At 69.6% G+C, this 6,277-nt stretch carries 6 protein-coding genes; all 6 read left to right on the top strand.

What is annotated here, in order from left to right:
• Positions 1 to 285: 285 nt before the first annotated feature.
• A complete protein-coding gene (locus WML84_RS02355) occupies positions 286 to 1,731 on the top strand; it encodes an ABC transporter permease subunit (RefSeq protein ID WP_347344556.1) in 1,446 nt (481 codons plus the stop codon).
• A gap of 18 nt (positions 1,732 to 1,749) precedes the next feature.
• The gene (locus WML84_RS02350; RefSeq protein ID WP_347344555.1) at positions 1,750 to 2,145 is read left to right on the top strand and encodes an ABC transporter permease subunit; all 396 of its coding nucleotides are present in this window, start codon (positions 1,750 to 1,752) and stop codon (positions 2,143 to 2,145) included.
• A gap of 4 nt (positions 2,146 to 2,149) precedes the next feature.
• Positions 2,150 to 3,244 (top strand): ABC transporter ATP-binding protein, encoded by a 1,095-nt coding sequence (locus WML84_RS02345; RefSeq protein ID WP_347344554.1) that lies wholly within the window; start codon positions 2,150 to 2,152, stop codon positions 3,242 to 3,244.
• A complete protein-coding gene (locus WML84_RS02340; RefSeq protein ID WP_347344553.1) occupies positions 3,241 to 4,092 on the top strand; it encodes an inositol monophosphatase family protein in 852 nt (283 codons plus the stop codon). Before WML84_RS02345 ends, WML84_RS02340 begins: the two co-directional genes overlap by 4 nt.
• A 23-nt stretch (positions 4,093 to 4,115) precedes the next feature.
• Positions 4,116 to 5,327, top strand: coding sequence for an ABC transporter substrate-binding protein (locus WML84_RS02335; protein WP_347344552.1), 1,212 nt, complete (start codon positions 4,116 to 4,118; stop codon positions 5,325 to 5,327).
• 125 nt (positions 5,328 to 5,452) lie between these two features.
• Positions 5,453 to 6,217 carry a GntR family transcriptional regulator gene (locus WML84_RS02330; RefSeq protein ID WP_347344551.1) on the top strand — a complete coding sequence of 255 codons (765 nt, stop codon included), beginning with the start codon at positions 5,453 to 5,455 and terminating at the stop codon, positions 6,215 to 6,217.
• The last annotated feature ends 60 nt before the right edge of the window (positions 6,218 to 6,277 follow it).

Here is a 6,277-nt window from a genome sequence, read left to right as displayed (position 1 = left end):
TGGCTGATGCGCCGTGTGACATTCGGACTCCTTTGTCGTGCGTGTGAGGGAAGGCGCTGACCATGACGCACATTCGTCAGCCCTGCTGGATAATACCAAATGTCATGACATATACACAAGCAGACCATGCCCTGGCTCGCCGGCTACCAGATCCCGGAAAGCGGCCTGCCCGTCCGTCGGCGGGAGACCGGAATGACCATCCCGAAGAATGTCTTGACAAATACGTCGACGCGCCTCACGATGATTGGTATCTATTTAGGTATCTAACCGAGAGACGAGGATGTCTTGACGACCAGCATCATCATCCCCGAGCCTCCCAAGGGCCGCTCGCGCCGGCGCCGCCGGCACCGGGTGCCCGCCGGGCCGCTCGGCTACCGGCTCCGCACCGCCTGGAGCGATCCGACGAACGCGATCGGCATCCTCGCCCTGATCCTGTTCGCGTACCTGATCGTCGCCCCCGTGGTCTCGTTGCTGACGGACGGCGTCACCGTCAGCCGGCAGGACACCGGGATCACCCAGCAGCCCGAGGGCTCCCTCACGTCGTACTACCTGTGGCGCGTGCTCGTCTCGCCCCAGGCGCACGCGATCTTCTGGGGGCCGCTGGTGAACACGCTCGTGATCGCGGTGGGCAGCGTCGTGCTCGCCCTCGTGATCGGGTTCGGTGCGGCGTGGCTGCTCGTGCGCACCGACATGTGGGGCCGGAAGTGGTTCGCCACCGCGCTCATCGTGCCGTACATGCTGCCCGCGTGGACGTTCGCCCTCGCGTGGCTGACGATGTTCAAGAGCCGCTCGACCGGCGGACAGGCCGGATGGCTCGAGGCGATCGGCATCACGGTGCCCGCATGGCTGTCGTACGGGCATCTGCCCATCATCCTGATCTTCGCGATCCACTTCACGCCGTTCGTGATCCTCCTGGTCGGCAACGCCCTCAAGCGCTTCGACTCGACGCTCGAGGAGTCGTCGCGCATCCTCGGCGCCTCGCGCCTGCGGACGGCCGCGACGATCGTCGTGCCGATCCTGCGGCCGTCGCTCATCTCGGCGATCACGCTGATCCTCGCGAAGGTGCTCGGCGAGTTCGGCGTCGCCTACGTGCTGGGCCTCCCCGCCAACATGAACGTGCTCGCCACCAGCCTCTACCGCAGCATCTACAGCAACCAGCCCGGCACGGCATCCGTCATCGTGGGCGCGATCGTGCTCATCGGCGCGATCTCGCTCTGGGTGGACATCCACTTCCTCCGCGAGGCGAAGCGGTTCGTCACGATCTCGGGCAAGAGCGGCTCGTCGGGCGCCGTGTCGCAGCTCGGCCGCACGCGAGGTCTCGCCACGGCCGCGTGCGCGGTGCTCTTCACGCTCAGCGTCGCGGTGCCGCTCACGGTGCTCACGCTCTCCACCGTGATGCGCGTTCCGGGACGGTTCACGCCCGACAACTTCACGCTCGAGTACTGGGTCGGAACGGGGCTGCAGACCATCGGCTTCCCCAACGGCATCCTGCTCAACGCCGACGTCTGGCAGGCCGCGTGGAACAGCTTCTGGATCGTCGGGCTCGCCTCGATCCTCGCGGGCTTCGTGGGCCTGATCGCCGGCTACGTGATCGTGCGCTCGTCGTCGCGCGCCCTCTCCGGCACGCTCCGGCAGATGCTGTTCTTCCCCTACCTCGTGCCGGGCATCGCGTTCGCCGCCGCCTACCTCTCGCTCTTCGCGGTGCAGCGCGGCCCGATCCCGGCCCTCTAGGGCACGGCGGCGCTGCTGGTGCTCATCTACTTCACCGAGCAGATGCCGTTCGCCTCGCGGGCCGGCATCTCGGCGATGATGCAGCTCGGCCCCGAGCCAGAGGAGGCGGCGCGCATCGCCGGCGCTCGGTGGTTCCACCGCTTCCGCACGATCGTGCTGCCCGTGCAGAAGAGCGCCGTCGCGACCGGCATGCTCATGTCGTTCATCTCCGGCATCAAGAGCCTGAGCCTCGTCGTGGTGCTCGCCGTGCCGGGCCTCGACGTGCTCACCACGCTGTCGATCCGGCTGCTCGACGTCGGCTACACGCAGGCCGGCAACGGCGTCGTCCTGGTCGTCTCGGCCGTCGCCTTCCTCGGCACCTACACCGTCCAGAAACTCATGAAGACCGACCTCGCCCGCGGACTAGGAGCGTAACCCCATGCCCACGATCACCCTCGACCGGGTCGTCAAGAACTACGGGACCGAGGTCCCCGCCGTCGGCGGGCTCGACCTGCAGATCGACGACGGCGACTTCATGTGCCTGCTCGGCCCCTCGGGCTGCGGCAAGACGACCACCATCCGCATGATCGCGGGGCTGGAGAACGTCACCTCCGGCGCGATCTCGATCGGCGACCGCGTCGTCGACGAGCCCGCCGCGCGGCGCTACGTGCCCGCCGAGCGCCGCAGCCTCGGCCTCGTCTTCCAGAGCTACGCACTGTGGCCGCATCTCACGGTCGCCGACAACGTCGAGTACGGCCTCAAGCTGCGCAAGCTCGACAAGGCGACGCGCAACCGGCGCGCCGCGGAGGTGATGGGCTCGCTCGGCATCGCCGAGTATCGCGACCGCTACCCGGCCCAGCTGTCCGGCGGCCAGCAGCAGCGCGTCGCGCTCGCACGCATGCTCGCGGTGCGGCCCGACACGATGCTGTTGGACGAGCCGCTGTCGAACCTCGACTCGCGGCTGCGCCTCGAGATGCGTGCCGAGCTCAAGCGCATCCACCAGGAGTCGCGCTCCACGATCGTCTTCGTGACCCACGACCAGTGGGAGGCGATGACGCTCGCCACGCGCGTCGCGGTCATGCTGCACGGCGACCTGCAGCAGGTGGGGACGCCCCTGGACATCTACGACCGGCCGGCCAACCGGTTCGTCGCGGGCTTCCTGGGCGTGCCCCCGATCAACTTCTTCGAGTACACGCCGGTCGCTCCCGACGCGGCCCAGACCCTCGCGTTCGTGCAGGGCGCGGTGCCCGCCGGCACCGAGCTCGGGTCGCTCGGCATCCGGCCCGAGGCGCTGCGCGTCGAGGCGGCGGACGCCCCGCCCAGGGACGGCGTGGAGCTGCGCGGCACGATCGCCTCGATCATGCCGACCGGCGGCAGCTGGACCACGGACGTCGTGGTCGAGGGACGCCACGTCTACACGACGTCGTCGCAGCCCGGCGTCGTCCGCCCCGGCGACGACGTCGTGCTGCAGGCACCCAGGACCGCGCTGCACGTCTTCGACCGCGCCGGCGACCGTGTCGAGGTGACGGCATGAACGCCGCGCAGAGCATCGCCCTGTCGGAGATCGCGCGGCGCGCCGCCCTCGGCGGCGGAGCCGTCGCCCTCGCCGGCTTCCGCACCGAGGGTCTCGCGGCCGACGAGAAGGCCGACTTCCACGACCTCGTGACCGAGTACGACCGGCGCAGCGAGGAGCGCGTCCGCGAGATCATCGAGCGCGAGGCGCCCGGATCGGTGATCGTGGGCGAGGAGGGCGGCGTGACCGGCGACGGCGAGGTCACCTGGTACATCGACCCGATCGACGGCACGTCGAACTTCGCGCGCGGCATCGCCCTGTGGGGCGTGTGCGTGGCGGCGGCCGTGGACGGCGAGGTCGTTGCCGGCGTCGTCTACGACCCGGTCGCCGACCACGTGTTCCAGGCCGACGCGCGCGGCGCGTTCCTCAACGGCGCGGCGCTCACCGCGCGCGGGCAGACGCGGCCGCAGCGTGCGACCATCCTGGCCTCGTTCCCGCTCCCCCGCGACCTCGTGCACTTCAAGGAGCGCGCCCTCGAGGCGTACGCCGAGCTCGAGCTCGACTACGCGGCCGTACGCGACTTCGGCAGCAGCGCGATCTCGCTGTGCCACGTGGCCGCCGGCTGGGCCGACGCCACGTTCGCGTTCGAGGCCAACCCGTGGGACGTCGCCGCGCCCGCCTTCATCCTGCGCGTCGCCGGCGGGCAGTACCGCACGTACGGCGGCGGCGAACAGCTGCAGGAGCGGTCCGACCATCTCCACCGGCACTACTTCGGAGCCGTCCGCGACGCCGACTTCCCCCTCATCGACGTCATCATGCGCGAGCAGAGCCTGCGCCCGGTGCCGTCCCTGGCCACCGTCACCCAATGAACCCGATCGAAAGGAACCATCCGATGTCCATCCGACCCGACACGCGAGCCACCGCCGGCTCGTTCCGTCGCACCGTCGCCGTCTCCACGCTCGCCCTCGTGGCGGTGGGACTCGCCGCGTGCGCCCCTCCCGCCGCGAGCGGCGACGCCCAGCTCGACGCGATCGAACGCCCCGAGCTCGCACCCGACGAGACCGCCGACGGCTTCGACCTCGACGCGCTCGTCGCCGCCGCCCAGAAGGAGGGCCCCATCACCGTCTACGACGAGACGGGCAAGGTCGTGTCCATCGCCGAGGCCTTCACCGCCAAGTACGGCATCCCGGCGACCGGCGTGAAGATCGAGACGAACGTCCTCGACAAGGTGTCGAAGGAGAGCGCCGCGAACAACGTCATCGGCGACGTCGTGGCCACCTCCGAGGTGCCCGGCGTGTACGCGGAGCTGCTGCAGGACGGCATCCTCACCAACTGGGTGCCCGGCGACATGTACGACACGCTGCCCGAGGTGGCGACGTACCCCCTCCTCTCCAGCGACAACCAGATGATCTGGACCTACAACTCCGAGGTGTACGGCGACACGTGCCCGGTGGAGAACATCTGGGAGCTCACCGACGCCGACTGGAAGGGCAACGTGGCCATCCCCGACCCCGAGAGCCGCACCGTCTTCACGACGGCCTGGAACCAGGCCGCGCGCGACCATGCCGACGAGTTCGCCGCGGCGTACGAGGAGCACTACGGCGAGAAGCTCGAGACCGACCAGCCCACCGCCGTGCACGAGTGGGTCTCGCGCCTGGCGAAGAACTCACCGGCCATCTTCAAGAACGACGAAGAGGTCTCGGATGCCGTCGGCGCGCCCGGCCAGCAGAAGCCGCCGTTCGGGCTGATGTGGGCCGCGAAGTACCGCAACAACGCCGAGAAGGGCTACTCGAACGCGCCCTGCGCGGGACTCGTGCCGTTCGCCGGCGCCTCCACGCCGCAGACGCTCGCGTACGCGACGAAGACGAAGAGCCCCAACGCGGCGAAGCTCTACATCCACTTCGCCACCTCGCAGGAGGGCATGGAGTTCATCATGCCGGACGGCAAGTCGTCGTTCTCGAGCCTCGTGGCACCGCCGAGCGATCCGCACGGCGTCTTCGCGATGAAGGACGACGGTGAGTTCCAGCCGTTCAACACCGAGTACCTGCAGGACGACTACACCAACACGGTCACCTGGCAGGACCTCTGGCGCAGCGCACGCTGACGCCGCGCGGCGAGGCCGCACCGGGCAGCATCCCGGTGCGGGCCTCGCCGTCCGCGTCCCGTCGCGGGCCGACGTCCGCGGCGAGCGAGGCCTCTTTCCTACACTGGTCGGATGAGGGGGGCGCGATGACCGGGGAACGCACGATGGTGGCCTTCGACGAGGTGTTCACGCCGATCACCCCGACCAGCCGCGCTCCGCGCTACGCGCAGGTCATCGCCCAGATCGAGACCGCCATCCGCCGCGGGCTGCTCACCGAAGGCCTCTACCTCCCCCCCGAGCGCGACCTCTGCGACGGCTTCGGCGTCGCCCGCACGACGCTCCGCCGGGCCATGGGCGAGCTCGAGGAGCGCGGCGCCGTCTCGCGCACGCGCCGCCGCGGCACCCGCATCGAGGGCGCCGCGGCCATCGACTACCACCCGGCCACGTCGCACACGATCTTCGAGCTCATCACCGCCAGCCACCGCCAGCCGAAGTCGACGGTCGAGGTCTTCGAGCACGTCACCGCCGACGCGGGCATCGCCCAGCTGACCGGCTTCCGCATCGGCACGCCGCTCGTGTGGATGGTGCGCGACCGCTCCGCGAGCGACGTGCCCGTCGCGCGCCTGGAGAACTATGTGATCGCCGAGGCGGTGTCGTTCGGGGGCGACGAGCTGATCGACGCGAGCCTCGACGTGAAGCTCACCGCGCACGGCTGGACGAGCGAGCGCATCGAGTACGAGCTGGAGGCGATCCTCGTCGACGAGACCCTCGACCAGTTCATGCGCGTGCCGGTGGGCACCCCGGTGCTCCGCGAGCACCGGCGCGCGTTCGTGGCCGGCGAGATGTTCAACTACTCGCGCAACACCTACCACCCGGTCAACTACCGCATCCACGGCTTCGTCGACCGCTGAGGCCTCCACTGTCCACGACAGGCCGCATCACGTCTGCATCATTCATGATGCTAACCTGAG

The organism is Microbacterium sp., assembly GCF_039812165.1.
Classification (GTDB): domain Bacteria; phylum Actinomycetota; class Actinomycetes; order Actinomycetales; family Microbacteriaceae; genus Microbacterium.
Note: the sequence above shows the minus strand (reverse complement) of the source record. Positions and strands in the feature narration are given on the sequence as shown.